Genomic DNA, 15,960 nt, shown 5'->3' with positions numbered 1-15,960 from the left:
GGAAGACGGACCGCCCCATGATCCCCGATCTCAAGACCCTCGATGCCCTGATGGCCCGGATGCAGGCCCTGGGCATTACCGAACTCGACTATTCCCGCGACGGCGAACATATCCGTCTGGTCCGCGGGGAACAGAACAGCAGCCCGCAGGCGACCGGCACTTCTGCGACAGTCGCAGCCCCCTCGCTTCCGGCGACCGAAACAGCCCCGGCCCCATCCAGTGCCGAGACGACGATCGAAGCCCCGATGCACGGCCAGTTCTATGCCTCGCCAGCCCCCGATGCCCCCCCTTTCGTCAAGCCGGGCGACATCGTGGCGGAAGGGCAGCCGCTCTACATCCTCGAAGTCATGAAGACGCTCTCCCGCATCGAGGCCGAGTTCCCCTGCCGCATCGTCGCTGTCCTGGCCACAAACGCAGACGCCGTCTCCCCCGGAACGCCCCTGTTCACCGTGGAGCCGCTCGATGCGTGAGCCCCGCCGCGTCCTGATCGCCAATCGTGGTGAAATCGCCCTGCGCATCACGCGGGCCTGCCGCCTGCTCGGCCTGCACAGCATCGGCATCCATTCCGAAGCCGATGCCAGCCTGGCGCATCTGCGCCTCGTTGACGAAACGATCTGCATCGGTCCGGCGGCCGCCTCGCACAGCTATCTGGACGCCGCCCGCGTCCTGCGCGCCGCCGAACTCACGAATGCCGACATCATCCATCCCGGCTACGGCTTCCTGTCCGAAAACGCCGATTTCGCCGAAGCCGTGGAACAGTCCGGCCGCACACTGGCAGGCCCGACAGCCGCCATCATGCGCCTGATGGGCGACAAGATCAGCGCCAAGCAGCAGATGCGCCGCTCAGGCGTCCCCTGCCTTCCCGGTACGGAAGATGCCCTGCCCACAGACCTCTCCGAAGCACAGACGATCTGCGATGCCATCGGCTACCCGCTGATCGTCAAGGCAGCGGGCGGCGGCGGTGGACGCGGCATGCGCGTGGTCATGACAGCGGCGGATCTGCGCGATGCCATTGAAACGGCCCGGGAAGAAGCCGGCCGCGCCTTCGGCAACCCGTCCGTCTATGCCGAGCGCTTCCTCCAGCATCCCCGCCATATCGAGATCCAGGTCCTGGCCGACCGGCAGGGCAATGCCGTCTGGCTCGGCGCAAGGGACTGCTCCATCCAGCGCCGCCACCAGAAGCTGATCGAGGAAGCCCCCGCCATCGGCATCGATCCGCAGGCCATCGCCGAACTGGGCGAACGCTGTGCGAAGGCCTGCACCCTGATGGGCTATACCGGCGCGGGCACGTTCGAGTTCCTGTACGAAGACGGCGCATTTTCCTTCATCGAAATGAACACCCGCCTTCAGGTCGAACACCCCGTCACGGAAATGACGACCGGCATCGACATCGTGCGCGAACAGCTCCTCATCGCAATGGGACAGCCCCTCTCCTTCACCCAGGCCGATATCCGCACGCAAGGCCACGCCATCGAGTGCCGCATCAACGCCGAAGACCCCGAAAGCTTCCGCCCCGCCCCCGGCAAGGTCCTGAACTGGCGCGCGCCCGGCGGCCCCGGCGTACGCGTCGATACCCATCTGTATGACGGCTACGTCGTGCCCCCGAACTACGATTCCCTGATCGCCAAGCTGATCGTTCACGGAACGGACCGCACGGATGCCCTCAACCGCATGCACGCCGCCCTCTCCGAAATGCAGATCACCGGCATCGCCACGACCACGCCCCTGCATCTGCGCCTGATGAACGAGCCCGGCGTGCGCGAAGGCAGCGTCAGCGTGCACTATCTCGAAGCCCTCATGCGAAAGTCCGCCCCATGACTTTTCTTGAAGACCTTCTGAACGACCTTCCGAAACTGGTTGAGAGGATGCGGCACCACGATGTCCGTCACCTCTCCTGGAACCATGACACGGGCGCACTAGCCCTCACGATTGCATCAAGCCCGTGTCAGACGCCCCAACCCACAACTGCTGCTGCTCCGGCACCGGTTGAGGACGTCCCTGTTCTCAGCCCGGAAATGGGCGTGTTCCGCGGAAATGGCATGCAGGAGGGGCAAAGCGTCCGCCCCGGTGACATCATCGGCTTTGTAGAAACAGGCGTCCTGCGCCTTCCTGTCACGGCCACGGCGGACGGCACCCTCGGCCCGGCACTGACCGAGGACGGCAGGCCCGTGGGCTACCATGCCGTCCTCTTCCGGCTTCACCCTGATGGCTGAGACGGTGCTGTCAGAGGGACGCGGCCGAGCGGGACGCCTGTTCGTAAAAGCCCGTCAGGACACGCAGCGCCTTGGCCACTTCGGCAATGGTGACGTCACCGACCTCCCGGTTCTGCGGAATATGCTCCAGCAGGCAGATCCGGCGCAGGCGCGCGTACTCCATGCAGGTTTCCCGCCCCTTCTGCGTGGTGCTGACGCACACTTCCTTGCCACGCCGCTGACGCTGGATCAGCCCATGCTCCTCCAGCTTCTTCATCGCGTAGTTCAGGTAATGCCGTTCGGACAGGTTCAGGGTGAACATCAGATCCGAAATGCTCTTTTCCCGGTTCCGGTGATTGACGCTGTGAAGAATGAGCGTGTCGAGCGCCGAAAGATCCGGCAGCCCCGCCGCCGCCATGCCACGCGACATCCAGCGATGAAACGCATGGTTCACGACCGTCAGGGCAAACTCGAATTCACTGAGGTCTTCATTCCCCGGCACCGCCAGATGGGACGAAGACACGATGAAGGCCCGTTCCATATCCGCCACAGCCGGCATGACCGGCGGCGGGCTCCCGCCTTTCCCGTCCTTCATGGTCCTTCTCACTCCCCTTCAGTCCGCGCCCTCCCGGGGCGTTCCACGATACTCTAACCCGATACGGAAAACATGGGCATGGTCGACAGTACACAAATCCGTCTCGCCGCTGATATCGGTGGCACATTCACAGACGTGGTTCTACAGACCCCGCAGGGCCGTCTGACGCGCAAGGTCCTCACAACACCCAGCGCGCCCGAACAGGGCGTCATGAATGGCATCGGCCTCGTGATCCAGGACGCGGGCCTCCAGTTCCCCGACGTGACGGTCTTCGTGCATGGCACGACCCTTGCAACCAACGCCATCATCGAACGCCGGGGCGCGCGCACGGCCCTCATCGGAACGCAGGGATTCCGGGACATTCTGGAAATCGGCACGGAAAGCCGCTTCAACCAGTATGACCTGATGCTGCAGAAGCCCAGCCCGCTCGTCCCCCGGGACCTGCGCTTCACCGTTCCCGAACGGATGGATGCCCGCGGCACCGTGCAGCTTCCGCTTGATGAAGCCGCCGTTCTGGCGCTCGTGCCCCGGCTTCGCGACGCTGGCGTCGAAAGCATCGCTGTTGCCTTCCTTCACGCCTACGCCAACCCGGCCCATGAACGCCGTGTCCAGACCCTCCTTCAGGAGGCCATGCCGGACATCACCATTTCCATCTCGAGCGACGTCTGCCCCGAAATCCGGGAATACGAACGCACCTCGACCACCGTCGCGAATGCCTATGTCCAGCCCCTGATGGCGGGCTATCTGGGCCGCCTGCGCGAAGCCCTCAATGCAAAGGGCTTTCAGGGCGCGCTGTATCTCGTCACGTCCGGGGGCGGTCTGACCGCGCTGGAAACAGCCCGGCAGTTCCCGGTCCGGCTGGTGGAATCCGGCCCGGCGGGCGGTGCGATCTTCGCCGCCCAATGCGCCGAACGTCTGGGCGAGAACCGCGTCCTGTCCTTCGACATGGGCGGCACGACCGCCAAGGTCTGCCTGATCGAAGACGGAGAACCCGCCTCCTCCCGTGTCTTCGAAGTGGACCGCACGGCCCGCTTCATGAAAGGGTCCGGCCTGCCCCTGCGGATCCCCGTGATCGAAATGGTCGAGATCGGCGCCGGTGGCGGCTCCATCGCCCATCTGGACGCCATGAAACGCGTCGTCGTCGGGCCGGAAAGCGCCTCCTCCGTCCCCGGACCAGCCTGTTACGGGCTCGGTGGCAAGCGCCCCGCGGTCACGGACGCGGACGTAATGCTCGGCCTGATCCGTCCGGAAAACTTCGCAGGCGGCAGCATCCAGCTCCAGCCGGACCGCTCAGCCGAAGCACTGCTGACGGATATCGGCACTCCTCTGGGCCTGTCAGCGGAAATGTCTGCCCACGCCGTCTATGAAATCGTCTGCGAAAACATGGCCAGCGCCGCCCGCGTGCATGCCGCCGAACGCGGCGCCGTCATCGGCGACCACACCATGATCGCCTTCGGTGGCGCGGCCCCGCTTCACGCAGCGCGCGTTGCGGAAAAACTCGGCATCCAGCGCCTCGTCATCCCGTCAAACGCCGGTGTCGGCTCGGCCGTGGGCTTTCTCGCAGCACCGGTCTCGTTCGAACTGGTGCGGTCCTTCCCGATGCGGCTGGACGACAGCTTCAATTCGGAAGAAGTCTCGGCCCTGCTGGACGACATGACGCAGGCCGCACACGGCATGGTCCAGGACGATGCCCGGACGGAAACGCTTCACATCCGGCGCAGCGCCTTCATGCGCTATGTCGGCCAGGGTCACGAAATCATCGTCACCCTCCCCGAAGGCGCCATCAGCACCAACCACCTCTCCGCGCTCAGAACCGCCTTCGAGGCCGAATATGCCCGGCAGTTCTCCCGCGTCATCCCGCACGCCGCGGTCGAGATCCTCAACTGGTCCGTCAGCGTGTCCACCACGCCGCAGAAATATCCGCCCTTCAAGGCCGCCCCGGCCCTGCACGACGCAAAATCCGGCGACATCCGCAAGCTGTTCGACGGTGCAACCGGCACTCATGTCGATCTGCCGGTTTATGAACGCACGGATATGGGACCGGGCAGCCGCATTTCCGGCCCGGCCCTGATCGCCGAAAAAGAAACCACAACCTACGTTTCCTCCCGCTACAACGCCCATCTGGACGGTAGCGGCAACATCATTCTGGACATGAAGGACGCCGTCTGATGAGCACACACTCCCATAAGGAAATCGATTTCCAGATCATGTGGAACCGCCTGATCGCCGTCGTCGGCGAACAGGCCCAGGTGCTGATCCGCACGGCCTTCAGCCCCATCGTCCGCGAATGCGAGGACATTTCGGCCGGCATCTTCGACCTGAAGGGTCGCATGATCGCGCAGGCCGTGACGGGCACACCCGGCCACGTCAATTCCATGGCGGAGTCCGTCGGCCATTTCCTGCGCCACTTCCCGATCTCGACCATGAAGGAAGGCGACGCCTACATCACGAATGACCCGTGGATGGGAACAGGGCATCTCAACGATTTCGTCATCACCACCCCGGCATTCCACAAGGGCCGTCTGGTCGGGCTGTTTTCCTGCACCAGCCATCTGATGGATATCGGCGGACTGGGCAACGGACCGGAAGCGACAGACGTTTTCATGGAAGGTCTGTCGATCCCCATGCTGAAACTGATCGATCAGGGACAGGTCAACGAAACGCTGATGGCCATGATCCGCGCCAACACCCGCCTGCCGGTGGACACGGAAGGCGATACCTATTCGCTGGCGGCCTGCAACGATGTCGGTGTGCGCGCACTGTGCGACATGATGGACGAGTTCCGGCTCGACACCCTCGACCCGCTGGCCGATTTCATCATCGAACGCTCCCGACAGGCCGTCCTGGACAAGATTGCAGCCCTCCCACAGGGCACATGGTCCCATGAGATGACGATCGACGGCTATAATGCCCCCCTGACGCTCAAGGCAAAGCTTACCGTCAGCGAAGGCCGTGTCAGCGTCAGCTATGACGGCTCCCCGCCCACGGTCGGTCGCGGGATCAACGTCCCGATGGCCTATACGCGGGCCTACACGGTCTTCGGACTGGCCTGCGCGATCTCGCCCGATGTCCCCAATAACGCAGGCTCGCTCGCGCCCTATCATGTCGAGGCGCCGGAAGGATCCGTCCTGAACGCCCCCCGCCCCGCCCCCGTCTCTTCCCGCCATGTCATCGGACAGATGCTGCCGGACATGGTGTTCGGATGCCTGCGCACGCCCCTTCCCGACAGGGTCCCGGCGGAAGGCACATCCTGCCTGTGGAACATTGCCGTCCGTGGCCAGTGGTTCCCCAAAGGATCGGACACATCCCAGACCTACGCCCTGGCCATCACGACGAATGGCGGCACCGGCGCACGTCCCGGACTGAACGGCCTGTCCGCCACGGCCTTTCCATCCGGCGTGCACGGCACCCCGATTGAAATCGCGGAAATCCAGTGCCCGCTCATTTTCTGGAAGAAGGAACTCCGTGAAAACAGCGGTGGTCTGGGCCAGACCAAAGGCGGCGACGGGCAGATCATGCGGATCGGCACAACCCAGAAGCAGCCGTTCGAACTGCTGGCAGCATTCGACCGCGTCGATCACCCGGCCCGTGGCGCACTGGGCGGACAGGACGGTGCCGCAGGCCGTGTCGAAACCGCATTCGGCCGGAAGCTCGCCGGCAAGGGCCTTCAGGTCCTGAAGCCGGACGATGTTCTCGTCCTCATGACGCCGGGTGGCGGCGGACTGGGCGCAGTCTGAAACCGCACCGCGCCCTTCCCAAAACGGAAGGGCGCGGAACTCAACCGTTCAGAGACAGTGCGGCGGCACACGCCCCGCCAGAGCATCCTGAACCTGTGACGCGCACAGCATCGCCATGCGCCGCAGAGCCTGTTCCGTCGTCGCACCGATATGCGGCGTCAGAACCACATTCGGAGCGCGAAGCAGCGGATCATCCGGCAGCGGAGGCTCTGGCGACATCACATCCAGTCCCGCCCCGCCCAGATGCCCCGCCTCCAGAGCCTCCGCCAGCGCAGGACCGTCCACTTCCCCACCACGACTGGTATTGATCAAGATCGCCCCCTGCTTCAGGCGCGACAGAGCCGAAGCGTCAATCGTGGGACGACCGCTCCCCTGCGCCGGACGGTGCAGGGAAAGGACATCGGACGCAAGCAGAAGATCATCCAGACTTTCCGCCCGCGTCACGCCCGCAGCCTCAAAAACATCCGCAGGAACACTGGGAGACCAGGCCATGACCTGCATGCCCAGCCCTTGCCCCGCAATCTGCGCGACATGCCGTGCAATGGCTCCGAACCCCACCAGCCCGAGCGTCCGCGTATGCAGTTCCATGCCTGTACCCGTATAACGGAACTCCCAGTTCCCCTCCCGCACCGCACGATCCGCCGCGCAGATCCGCCGCACCACCGCCAGCAGAAGCCCGATGGTCATTTCCGCAACGGATCGGCTGTTGGTGTTGGGAGCATTCGTAACCAGAACCCCCCGCTCCGCTGCCACAGCCTTGGCAATCCGGTTTGTTCCCGAACCATGACAGGAAATGATTTTCAGGTTCGGTGCGGCATCCAGCGCCTCTTCACTGAAACCCAAATCGCGTGTGATGACCGCATCGGCATCACCAACCTCACGGATAACGGCTTCCATCGTGGGGGCCGTGGCATAGCAGGTTCTAATCCCCGCATCGTTCAGACAAATTACGGCATCGGGATGAATCTTTTGTGTAATGAAACACAGGCTCATATCACTGGTTTTCCACGGTCAAAGAACGAAACTGACAGGATGATGACATACAGGTCCCTATTGTCCATGCAAAAACGGCCCTTTAATCAGGCTGATCGTTTGAATGGAGGCCCGGAAGAAGAAAGGGATAAATCCCTTCCTTCCAGGAAGGAAACCCCGCACCGGTTCCGGTCATGAGCCCTGATCCGAGTGACGGAAGCCGGGGATCACACGACCACAGGGAGTTCCCGGACCACATAGTGATGCGACAGAGAACTCCCTGTCTGCGGGTCATGCAGTTCGACAGTCAGACTCTCTGCCGGAGCAATGCCATTCAGTGTGGGAACGGTTCCGCAGAACATCATGCAGCCGGCACCGAATATCCGGCCCTCCCGCTCTTCCCAGCACGACACCAGATCAAGCGGATTGAGCAGAGAGGCAGTAGCCCCCTGCTGATACGGCTCCCGCCCTGCGGTGAACGAGCGCAGGACAAGCTGGTCCCAGCGGGATGCGACGTCTTCGAAACGCCAGAACGCCAGGCCCGCAACCTTGGGGCAGACCTGCTTGGAAAGCGCTATGCTGTAAGCCTCGGCCTCACGGTCCGTATGATCGGACCCCACCCCCACGAGAAGTCCGTTCTCTGTCCAGAGCAGGACGGGTTCGACCTCGCCTGAGGTCTGCCCGCCAAGCACATCGATCACGGACGAGGTACTCAGGGTTTCATGACCCACCCTGTAAAACAGCGGAACGGCCGAAGGGGGGGACACGCCCAGCGCTGCCAGTTCGTCGATGTGATGTTTTACATCTTCGGCATCACGCCCAGCCCACCCTGCGACAATGATCTCCCTGACCGTTGTCAGATCAGGATAAAGAATATCCATTATTTTACGTTCCTGCTGAAGTAATGAGAAAAATCAGGCGCCGGGGCAGGCATATTCAGCGGGCCTCCCGGGCCAGAAAAGCCCCTGTTCCTGAAATCAGGAGAGCGGCAACGACATAAAGCGATATGGACAGTTCGAGATGCGTGGCCCGGAACAGCGTCACCATGATCAGCGGCGCAAAGGCACCTCCTCCAGCGAGGCTGCCACATGTATAGGCGATCGAGGACCCGGAATACCGGACTTCGACCGGAAACTGCTGACTGATGAGGGAGCCCTGAACCGCGTACATGACAGCATGAACCGACAGTCCGAGACAGATCCCCAGCCCGAGCAGCACCGCCTGATGGGTGCCCGCGAACCAGAAGAACAGGAATGCGGCAGGCAGGGCCGCAACAGTCCCCACGAGAAAAATCCGTTTCGCACCCCAGGCATTACTGAACCGTCCGGCCAGCAATGTGACGACGACACCCCAGGCCGATCCTACAAGAACAGCCATCAGGGCCACGGACCGTGACTGCCCCCCGGTCTGGGTCACATATGTCAGGCTGAAGACGGTCAGAAGCGCATAGAGAACATCCGGCCCGAGCCGGGTACTGGCGGCAATCAGCAGGGAACGGCCATGATGGCGCAGAACCTGCCCGACCGGATTGGCAAGGACTTCGCCCCGGGCCTGTCTTTCGGCAAACTGCGGCGTTTCGGAAAGGGAAGATCTGACAAACCATCCCACCGCCAGCAGAAGGAGGCTCAGAAACAGCGGAATGCGCCACCCCCATTCCTGAAACGACACGGGATCCATGGACCGGGTCACACCCCAGATCACCCCTGCCGAAAGGACCGTTCCAAGGCCGGGACCAAGCTGGGACCACGTCGCCCCCATGCCCATGGCCGTTTCCGTATTCTGTTCCGCAGTCAGCAGAAGCGCTCCGGCCCATTCACCACCAAGAGCGATCCCCTGAAAAAACCGCAGCAGCACAAGGATGACAGGACTGATCGCGCCAAGCCGGGCATAGCCGGGCAACAGGGCAATCAGCCCCGTTGTCAGACCCATCAGCGCCAGCGTCAGCATCAGGACATGGCGGCGACCGGTCCGGTCCCCAAGCCAGCCGAAGATCACACTCCCCAGCGGCCTTGAAACATACCCGACAGCATAGGTCGAAAATGCCAGAAGCGTTCCCATCCAGGGAAGCGCCTGCGGGAAAAAGACATGGTTGAACACGAGCGCCGCCAGCGTGTTGTAAACCATGAAATCATACCATTCGAACGTGGTGCCGATCGCACTTCCCAGAGCAAGCCGGACAGGTGATGCCGTCATGCTGCGAAAGATCCGGCCTCAGGTGAGCCCGAAAACCCATTTGTTTCTATATGCATACAAGATCCAAAAGCGGAGATGTTCCATCCCGGAGCGGCCACTCTGAACATCCTGGTGCAGCCCCGTCAAAAGATTTGAGCATAAAAACCGTCCATAACGGATATTTATACAGCCACATTTATTTTAATGATTTGAATACTGAACGGAACGACTGTTAGCCTTCCGGAACCACTGCGCAGCATCTGCCCCGTCATCTGCGGAAAAGGAAGCAAACAATGTCCGAGCCCTCTCTGTCTGTCCCTCCCTTTTTCCATTCCTCTCCCGAGGAGGTCCGTGCGCTGTGCCGTTCCAACAGCGCCGGCACTGTCACGGCAGGGATGGCAGCGGGCTTCATTCAGGCCAATCTGGTCATTCTTCCGAAGGCCTACGCCCGGGATTTCGCAGAATTCTGTCGCCTCAACCCCAAGCCGTGTCCGATTGTCGGCACATCGAAACCCGGCGAATTCGATACTGCGGCGCTGGGTCGCAATCTCGACATCAGAACAGACCTTCCACTGTACCGGATCTGGCGAGACGGCGTATTGACGGATGAAGTAACGGATATCGTCTCCTGCTGGCAGGACGATCTGGTCGTCTTTGCCCTGGGGTGTTCCTTTTCCTTCGAAAATGCCTTCATGGCCTGCCACGTCCCCCTGCGGCACTTCGAGACCGGTCTGGGCGTCTCCATGTACCGGACGAACATCGCCTGTACTCCCGTCGGCCCCTTTTCGGGTCCCGTCGTCGTCTCGATGCGGCCCTTCCGCTCCAGAGACCTCATCAAGGCCACGGAAATCAGCTCCCGCATTCCACTGGCGCATGGGGGCCCCATCCAGATCGGCTTCCCCGAAGACATCGGTATCACCGACATCCACCAGCCGGATTACGGCACTCCAACCGAAATCCGGCCTCATGAACTGCCCGCCTTCTGGGCCTGCGGGGTCACGCCTCAGGCCGTGCTGGAAGCAAGCTGCCTTCCCTTCGCCATTACGCATGCCCCCGGCGCCATGCTCGTGACGGATATTCCGATTCCGGATTATAAGAATCTGACAGAAGAATATTCCGGGGAAATAATATAATTTCTTTCCCCGTTCCCAACCGCTCAGGATGCGTGCATGCCCTCTGACCAGAATCTCTTCCGTACGGCAGCCCGGCGCATCATCCCTCTGCTGGTCGTCTGCTACATGTTTTCCTATCTGGATCGTATCAACCTCAGTTTCGCCCGCAGGGCCATGGAACACGATCTCCAGTTCTCCGACACCACTTTCGGACTGGGAGCAGGGCTTTTTTTCGTCGGATACATCATTTTCCAGGTTCCTTCCGCGCTGGTTCTGGAAAAACTGGGTCCACGGCGCACCATCGCCGGGATCATGATTGCGTGGAGTCTGATTTCCTTTCTCTTCATCGGGATCAGCTCGGCCTGGGAGTTCTGTACGCTGCGCATCCTGCTGGGTGCCGCAGAAGCAGGCTTCTATCCGGCAGTGCTGTATTATCTCGCTCTCTGGTTCCCTGACTCGATACGCGCACGCGTCACAACCGGCTTCCTGATCGCCATTCCACTTTCTGGCGCCATAGGGGGCCCGGTCTCCACCTATCTGCTCGGCGCCTGTGATCATTTCATATCCATTCCCGCCTGGAAATGGATGATCCTGATCGAGGCCTTTCCACCATTCCTGCTGGGACTGGCCGTTCTGGCACGCCTCGACGACGGACCGGCGTCGGCTTCCTGGCTGGATGCCTCCACAAGACATGCCATCCTGACCAGACTGCCGGACAGCGGTCTCCCCATACCCGGCTCAACATCCGCCTTCACCGCACTCGGACAGCCCGAAGTCATGCTTCTTGTCGTCATGTGTTTCTGTCAGGCCGTCTGCAATTACGGGATCGTCTTCTGGGTTCCGACCTTCATCGAACAGGTCATGGCTCCGCCCCCCGGCAGGATCGGATTTTATACGGCCGTTCCCTTTGCCGTCGCTGCCGTCACGATGGTCCTCAATGCCCGCAGTTCCGACCGATGGAACGAACGCCGCTGGCATCTGGCTGTTCCTTTCCTGACCGTGGCCGTCTGTCTGGTCCTGACATTCGTTTTTCAATCCCACGGTGCCGCAGCGTTGATTTTCCTCACCATCGCACTGGCAGCCGCGCTCTGTGTCACGAGCATGATCTTCACTGTGACGCCTCATGTTCTCGAAAGACGAACACTGGCAACCGGGCTCGCCTGGATCAACAGCCTCGGAGCCCTGGGCGGCCTTGTCGGTCCGTATGGGATCGGATGGATGCGGGATTATTTTCATTCCCCGCTTTCCGGCCTCTTCCTCGTCTCAGGCTGCGCCTGTCTGGGGGCCTTTACAACACTCTACACACTGTCGCCGCGCAGACGCGAGGCGCTCGCTCCATCCTGATCTCAGGGAGCGCTGGCCGCAACCCGCTCGGCAATCGACACCACGTCCTCAACAATTGCCGAGCCATGGCTGATCAGGCGACCTGCCACACAGCGCAGAAGCGGCAGCTTCATCCCCGTATCAAAAACCTGTAGTTTTCCACTGGCGAGATAGTCCCTCATCACCGCATAAGGCAGAAGCGCCAGTCCCTGCCCTCCCAGCGTGAGCGCCAGAATGGAAGGCAGGGAACTCATCGTATCCACCCGATGATGGACGATGCCTTCGCGGGCCAGAAAATTCCGGAGCGCCGAATGAGGAATGGTGTTGCGCGACAGGGTCATGATGGAGATCGAGGGGGCCTGCCCCAGATCAAGCTTTCCATTGCTCGGCAGGGCGAAATGTTCCCTCCCGACCATCGCCGTCTCATAATTGCACAGGTCGGTCTCGATCAGCCTGGGTGAATTGACCGGTCCCAGAAAAAAGCCGACATCCAGCATGCCCTTGATGATTTTCCGGGAGATTTCATCCGAAACCGAGATTTCCAGATCCACTGTCAGGTTGGGATATTTCTGACGGATCTCGATCAGCAGATCAGAAATCCAGGTCTGGGAAATGGTCTCGATCGCTCCGATCCGCAGGATACCGGTGGCATCCTGATGTCCCTTGACGGTCTGAATCATCTCGTCGCGCAGATCAAGAATCTGGCGCGCATACTGCACAACCGTCATCCCGACCGGCGTCAGCGTCACCGACTTGGGAGCACGATGAAAGAGACTGGCCCCCAGAAGCGCTTCCATATGCGAAATCCGGACCGAAACAGCAGGCTGCGTCATACGCAGGGCATCCGCCGCGGCCCGGAAACTCCCCAGCCGCTCGATCCACAGAACTGTTTCGAGAGACTTGAAATCTACCATCGATATGTCTGCCTTCCCTTACGGCCCACCGGACGCACGTTCCCCTTTCACGCGGGACACCTTACGATACCGGAACAGGACCCGAAGAACCAATCGGCCGAAACAAAAATATCCTGCCGGGACCGGCAGGATATCGCAAAGCTGGCAGAAACACCTTCCAGCTTCAGGTCAGGTAATCAGAACTGAAAGGCCGTTTTGACATAATACATACCGCCGCTGAAACCGTATGGCGAATTATTGGGACGGAGAAACGCATTCTGAAGCGCTGCCCTGGATGCCGCATTCGCCCGCCCGGGGTAGTGATTCCCGAGGTTGAAAGCACCTCCAGCGATATGCCAGCGTCGCGTAATATCATACCCGAGTTCAAGATTGGTGATGTAGGACGGCTTGGCGTAAGTCCACTGCGCCTGTGTCAGCGAAGGAGCAGCGACCCACGTGTAGGATCCATAACGCTGCTCCTGCACACGTGCAGAAAATGGTCCCCGATGCCAGACAACAGTCAGGTTTTCGATATTCTTGGGAGATGAATGCAGAAGGTATTCCGCATTCGTCCGGTTGAATGACGACAGGCCAAGCTGCTGAAGGGTGCTGGGCGTTGCATTGTGATGCGAGATCTCGCTATCGGCGATGTTGAGGGAGAAGCGGAAATCAAAATCCCCGAGATGCTGTGTCTTCAGATGATAGGCCGTCGTCACGTCCCCGCCATTCGTGACCGTATTGACCGGATTTCCGTAATAAGCGGCATAAAGCACATTAGGGAGTCCCGCGGCAGACAGCAGGCTCTCCACCTCCGTCCCGCCGAACTGGGTGCTGTTATACAGACGGTCGTTGATGGAAATCCTGTAAAGATTTGCCGTCAGGGTCCAGTTTGGCAGCAGCGTTGCATCAACGCCGATGCTGTAGCTGCGCGACTGCTCACCCCGCAGAGGCGTTGCCCCCAGAACCTTGGCCCAGTTCGAATTCACCGGCAACTGGGCCGTCCGATAGGTCGGGAATGTCGTTTCAGCAAAGAAGCCTTCTTCCGCGAGCGTCGGCGCACGATATCCCGTATTGACGTTTCCACGGAACGCCAGATTCTTGCTCACGTTATACCGCGTTCCGATCGATCCCGTGGGATGAACTCCCAGATCGTCATAACTGACCGCATGCCCCCCAAGCGTCCATTCCCATTTGGGCGTCACATAGAAATCAAGATTGACATGCCCGTCGAAAATACCCCGGTTGAGGATGCTCCCGGCGGCTGCGGGAATCCCGAACTTGTCCACAGCTCCTGCGGACGCCATCTTCCCGGCGTTCGGACCGTCAAGAATGGGAACCCCGCCGTTTTCCACAGATGCGGCATCACCTTTGCCGACCTGATAAGTATCGAAACGATAATCGAAACCGTAGCTCAGATTGACTGGACGCGGCAGGAAAGACGTCTTGATAATCTTAGTACTGTTGAATCCGGCGTCCAGTTCAGTCGAAACGAACTGGCCCGTATAGAAGCTCGTAGGGCTTGCAAGCCCCAGCGTGGGATTGTCCGTATCGACAATATGGTTGATCTGCTGATTACGACCATAATTGACGAAAAAGTCCCACTGCATACCCAGGAAACTGTGCGCGCGGATTCCGTTATTAACCTGAAAATCCCATTCCTCGGCATGCCACATCGGCTCCATTCCGTTGGGATGGAGTGCTCTCACCACGTTATCGTTTGAAGGCGCACGATAGGTTTCGGGCGCAATGATGTCCTTGTGGGCGAAGGTGGAGGTATTATAAACCTCCCAGTTGTCCGTCACGGGATAGGCCATGTTCACACTGGCCGTTTCCAGCAGCATCCGGATATTTCCAGCCAGGCGCTGAACGTCCTTACTGGCGGTCTCGTTGCGTGGATCACCCGCAAAATAAAGGTTGGACGGATAGTCGCCGGAACGGTTGGTGGAGAGCTGGTTGTTGATCTGCGCCGCAACGTTCAGGTAACCGCCACGATGCCCGAGAGCGAACCCGTAATCGGCATTGCCATCGAAGGACTGCCCATCTCCGGCATAGAAACCGCTGTTCTGGAGATTGATCGAGCCGCCCTTGCTGTCCTTCTTCAGAACGATATTGACGGCACCGGCTTCGGCATCCTGTCCATACAGGGCGCTCGCACCTTCGGTGATGATCTCGACATGATCGATGGCACTGACCGGAATCAGGGACAGATCAGCCGGATCCGTGCCATAGTTCGGGCCGGCCTGATAATAGTTGAAGTTCGCATCCACATGGCGGCGCTTGCCATTGACGAGCATCAGGGTCTGGTCAGCGCCAAGATTTCGAAGCTGCATCGTCTTGTTGAAGCCGTTGCTGCCCATACCGCCGAAGGGAGACGACGTCACGGCTGCGGAAAGCTGGGACAGGGCCGCCAGAATGTTGGTCTGTCCGGTTTCCTTGAGCTGCTGTGAAGAATACCGGAAAACCTGTACCGTACTGTGTTCCCGCGTGGAGGACGAAAACACGCTCGATCCCGGCACGGAAGTCCCACGAACCGCAATGCTTTCCGTCTCCGTCGCCCGGACCTGCGTCACTCCCTTTCTGTCTGTTTTTTTGACGGAACGAGCTGGCAGGGCGGCGGGATGAGCCGCATGAACAGTCTTTTTCCCTGACGATGCGGCCACGTCCCTGCCCTGAGCAAAGGCGGAATGACAAAGCGATGTCGTCAAAAGACATGCCGCACTCAAAGAGACAGAGCGACCCAAGTATTTCCAGACAAACATTTCCACCCATCCCTGGTATATAACAACAAAAAATCCAGAGCCTGCCGGAATTTCTTCATCTGCGCCGCGATTACAGAAAAATCACCTCGCAATGACTTTATTCACAGGATCGCCCGCCCCGACAGCCCGGTATTCTTCGCTTCTGCTTCACGAAGATGATAGTAGGGCTTGATACGATCTTGGAACGTTTATCTTGTTATCCAGA

13 protein-coding genes are annotated in these 15,960 nt (G+C 60.4%); 7 read left to right on the top strand and 6 right to left on the bottom strand.

From position 1 onward, the window contains the following. The first annotated feature begins 17 nt into the window (after window positions 1-17). The 3 genes from ABF859_RS11165 to ABF859_RS11155 are packed head-to-tail and all read left to right on the top strand — an operon-like array spanning window position 18 to window position 2,213. On the top strand, window positions 18-470 hold the full coding sequence (locus ABF859_RS11165; protein ID WP_415527854.1) for an acetyl-CoA carboxylase biotin carboxyl carrier protein: 453 nt from the start codon (window positions 18-20) through the stop codon (window positions 468-470). Further along, window positions 463-1,818 carry an acetyl-CoA carboxylase biotin carboxylase subunit gene (gene accC / locus ABF859_RS11160; protein ID WP_415527853.1) on the top strand — a complete coding sequence of 452 codons (1,356 nt, stop codon included), beginning with the start codon at window positions 463-465 and terminating at the stop codon, window positions 1,816-1,818. Before ABF859_RS11165 ends, accC begins: the two co-directional genes overlap by 8 nt. Beyond that, window positions 1,815-2,213, top strand: coding sequence for a hypothetical protein (locus tag ABF859_RS11155; RefSeq protein ID WP_415527852.1), 399 nt, complete (start codon window positions 1,815-1,817; stop codon window positions 2,211-2,213). The genes accC and ABF859_RS11155 overlap by 4 nt, the downstream gene beginning before the upstream one ends. 10 nt (window positions 2,214-2,223) lie before the next feature. Here ABF859_RS11155 and ABF859_RS11150 read toward each other — a convergent pair whose 3' ends face one another. Then, window positions 2,224-2,787, bottom strand: a complete 564-nt coding sequence (locus tag ABF859_RS11150; RefSeq protein WP_415527851.1) for a winged helix DNA-binding protein — start codon at window positions 2,785-2,787, stop codon at window positions 2,224-2,226. Window positions 2,788-2,865: 78 nt separating this feature from the next. Between ABF859_RS11150 and ABF859_RS11145 the strand changes: the two genes are divergently transcribed. Both ABF859_RS11145 and ABF859_RS11140 read left to right on the top strand, forming a co-directional pair. Further along, window positions 2,866-4,956 (top strand): hydantoinase/oxoprolinase family protein, encoded by a 2,091-nt coding sequence (locus ABF859_RS11145; protein WP_415527850.1) that lies wholly within the window; start codon window positions 2,866-2,868, stop codon window positions 4,954-4,956. After that, a complete protein-coding gene (locus tag ABF859_RS11140; RefSeq protein ID WP_415527849.1) occupies window positions 4,956-6,524 on the top strand; it encodes a hydantoinase B/oxoprolinase family protein in 1,569 nt (522 codons plus the stop codon). Before ABF859_RS11145 ends, ABF859_RS11140 begins: the two co-directional genes overlap by 1 nt. Window positions 6,525-6,572: 48 nt before the next feature. Here the strand turns inward: ABF859_RS11140 and ABF859_RS11135 are convergent, their stop codons facing one another. From ABF859_RS11135 to ABF859_RS11125, 3 genes are all read right to left on the bottom strand, one after another. Beyond that, window positions 6,573-7,517: a hydroxyacid dehydrogenase gene (locus ABF859_RS11135; protein ID WP_415527848.1), complete on the bottom strand. Its 945-nt coding sequence runs from the start codon at window positions 7,515-7,517 to the stop codon at window positions 6,573-6,575. A 206-nt stretch (window positions 7,518-7,723) separates the two neighbouring features. After that, the gene (locus ABF859_RS11130; RefSeq protein WP_415527847.1) at window positions 7,724-8,377 is read right to left on the bottom strand and encodes a DUF2848 domain-containing protein; all 654 of its coding nucleotides are present in this window, start codon (window positions 8,375-8,377) and stop codon (window positions 7,724-7,726) included. Between the two features lie 55 nt (window positions 8,378-8,432). Beyond that, the gene (locus tag ABF859_RS11125) at window positions 8,433-9,689 is read right to left on the bottom strand and encodes an MFS transporter (RefSeq protein WP_415527846.1); all 1,257 of its coding nucleotides are present in this window, start codon (window positions 9,687-9,689) and stop codon (window positions 8,433-8,435) included. A gap of 272 nt (window positions 9,690-9,961) precedes the next feature. Between ABF859_RS11125 and ABF859_RS11120 the strand changes: the two genes are divergently transcribed. Both ABF859_RS11120 and ABF859_RS11115 read left to right on the top strand, forming a co-directional pair. Continuing rightward, on the top strand, window positions 9,962-10,801 hold the full coding sequence (locus ABF859_RS11120; protein WP_415527844.1) for a putative hydro-lyase: 840 nt from the start codon (window positions 9,962-9,964) through the stop codon (window positions 10,799-10,801). Between the two features lie 36 nt (window positions 10,802-10,837). Continuing rightward, window positions 10,838-12,124: an MFS transporter gene (locus tag ABF859_RS11115; protein WP_415527843.1), complete on the top strand. Its 1,287-nt coding sequence runs from the start codon at window positions 10,838-10,840 to the stop codon at window positions 12,122-12,124. Between the two features lie 2 nt (window positions 12,125-12,126). Here ABF859_RS11115 and ABF859_RS11110 read toward each other — a convergent pair whose 3' ends face one another. Beyond that, window positions 12,127-13,017, bottom strand: coding sequence for a LysR family transcriptional regulator (locus ABF859_RS11110; protein WP_415527842.1), 891 nt, complete (start codon window positions 13,015-13,017; stop codon window positions 12,127-12,129). A gap of 176 nt (window positions 13,018-13,193) precedes the next feature. Continuing rightward, window positions 13,194-15,566, bottom strand: a complete 2,373-nt coding sequence (locus tag ABF859_RS11105) for a TonB-dependent receptor plug domain-containing protein (RefSeq protein WP_415527841.1) — start codon at window positions 15,564-15,566, stop codon at window positions 13,194-13,196. Between the last annotated feature and the right edge of the window lie 394 nt (window positions 15,567-15,960).

Origin of the sequence: Gluconobacter sp. (assembly GCF_047722525.1) — a bacterium.
Taxonomy (GTDB): Bacteria; Pseudomonadota; Alphaproteobacteria; order Acetobacterales; family Acetobacteraceae; genus Gluconobacter.
Note: the sequence above shows the minus strand (reverse complement) of the source record. Positions and strands in the feature narration are given on the sequence as shown.

Bases quoted from the DNA above. Each gene is read 5' to 3' on its own strand.
- ABF859_RS11110 (WP_415527842.1), bottom strand. From the start codon at position 13,017: ATGGTAGATTTCAAGTCTCTCGAAACAGTTCTGTGGATCGAGCGGCTG.
- ABF859_RS11115 (WP_415527843.1), top strand. From the start codon at position 10,838: ATGCCCTCTGACCAGAATCTCTTCCGTACGGCAGCCCGGCGCATCATC.
- ABF859_RS11120 (WP_415527844.1), top strand. From the start codon at position 9,962: ATGTCCGAGCCCTCTCTGTCTGTCCCTCCCTTTTTCCATTCCTCTCCC.
- ABF859_RS11125 (WP_415527846.1), bottom strand. From the start codon at position 9,689: ATGACGGCATCACCTGTCCGGCTTGCTCTGGGAAGTGCGATCGGCACC.
- ABF859_RS11150 (WP_415527851.1), bottom strand. From the start codon at position 2,787: ATGAAGGACGGGAAAGGCGGGAGCCCGCCGCCGGTCATGCCGGCTGTG.
- ABF859_RS11165 (WP_415527854.1), top strand. From the start codon at position 18: ATGATCCCCGATCTCAAGACCCTCGATGCCCTGATGGCCCGGATGCAG.
- accC (WP_415527853.1), top strand. From the start codon at position 463: ATGCGTGAGCCCCGCCGCGTCCTGATCGCCAATCGTGGTGAAATCGCC.
- ABF859_RS11130 (WP_415527847.1), bottom strand. From the start codon at position 8,377: ATGGATATTCTTTATCCTGATCTGACAACGGTCAGGGAGATCATTGTC.
- ABF859_RS11140 (WP_415527849.1), top strand. From the start codon at position 4,956: ATGAGCACACACTCCCATAAGGAAATCGATTTCCAGATCATGTGGAAC.
- ABF859_RS11145 (WP_415527850.1), top strand. From the start codon at position 2,866: ATGGTCGACAGTACACAAATCCGTCTCGCCGCTGATATCGGTGGCACA.
- ABF859_RS11155 (WP_415527852.1), top strand. From the start codon at position 1,815: ATGACTTTTCTTGAAGACCTTCTGAACGACCTTCCGAAACTGGTTGAG.
- ABF859_RS11135 (WP_415527848.1), bottom strand. From the start codon at position 7,517: ATGAGCCTGTGTTTCATTACACAAAAGATTCATCCCGATGCCGTAATT.